The 875-nt window shown below is 74.6% G+C and carries 1 protein-coding gene and 1 pseudogene; both read right to left on the bottom strand.

The window, feature by feature from the left end; genetic code table 11:
* Window positions 1-275 (bottom strand): annotated as a pseudogene (locus tag SACPADRAFT_RS29885) (AMP-binding protein); the annotation flags it as partial.
* A gap of 115 nt (window positions 276-390) precedes the next feature.
* A partial coding sequence (locus SACPADRAFT_RS26575) for an alpha/beta hydrolase (protein WP_007027789.1) occupies window positions 391-875 on the bottom strand: 485 nt, incomplete at its 5' end.

Here is an 875-nt window from a genome sequence, read left to right as displayed (position 1 = left end):
GTCGTGTCGGCGGGGTCGACCGCGATCACCCGCGCCCCGAGGGAGGCCGTGGCGATGTGCCAGTCGAGCAGGTGCGACCAGCCGGGCAGGCAGACCAGCACCGCGTCGCCGCGGCCGACGCCCGCGGTGGCGAGGTCGGCGCGCAACTGCAGGGTGCGGCGCCACAGCTCCGCGCGGCTGACGTGCTGGGGATGGTCGGGATCGACGTCGATCGCGATGATGGCGTGGGGATCACGCTTGGTCAGACATGCGAGCAACGACAGGAGGTGGTTCACCGACAGTCAGCGAAACATCCGGTCGGGGTTCCGTCAAGGCCGGCGGGTCGCCCGCGCCGGTCGTCCCGTGCCCCGTCGCCCCCACGGGTGTGACCGGCGTCTCCGAACGCCGCCGTCAGGCGGGACACAGGGTCCCGTTCCGGGGGACCGTGCCGTCCACCAGGAACCCGTGCACGGCCTCGGCCACGCACTCCGAGCCCAGGGATCCGTGCCCCGTGCCCTGCCACTCCACGCGCACGGCGGTGGGCAGCCGCTCGGCCGCGCGGATGGTGCCCTCCTCGGGGGTGACCGGGTCCACCGCGGTGCTCACCACCACCATCGGCGGAGCGTCCGGGGAACCGAACTCCGGCTCGGTGGTGGTGCTGTTCGGCCACGGGCTGCACCATGCCAGGCGCTGGGCCACCACCCCGCCGAACACGGGGTGTTCCGCACCGAGGTCCCGGGAGACCTGCCGGATGCGGTCCGCGGGCAGCCGCGTGGTCGTGTCGTTGCACCGGGTGGCGAGGGTGATGTCCAGCCGTGGCGGCGCGGAGCCGGTGTCGTCGAGCAGCGGGTCGACGAACGCCGCGAGCCCGGCGCCGTCCCCCCGGCCCCCCGCGG

This window comes from Saccharomonospora iraqiensis subsp. paurometabolica YIM 90007 (genome assembly GCF_000231035.2).
GTDB lineage: Bacteria > Actinomycetota > Actinomycetes > Mycobacteriales > Pseudonocardiaceae > Saccharomonospora > Saccharomonospora paurometabolica.
Note: the sequence above shows the minus strand (reverse complement) of the source record. Positions and strands in the feature narration are given on the sequence as shown.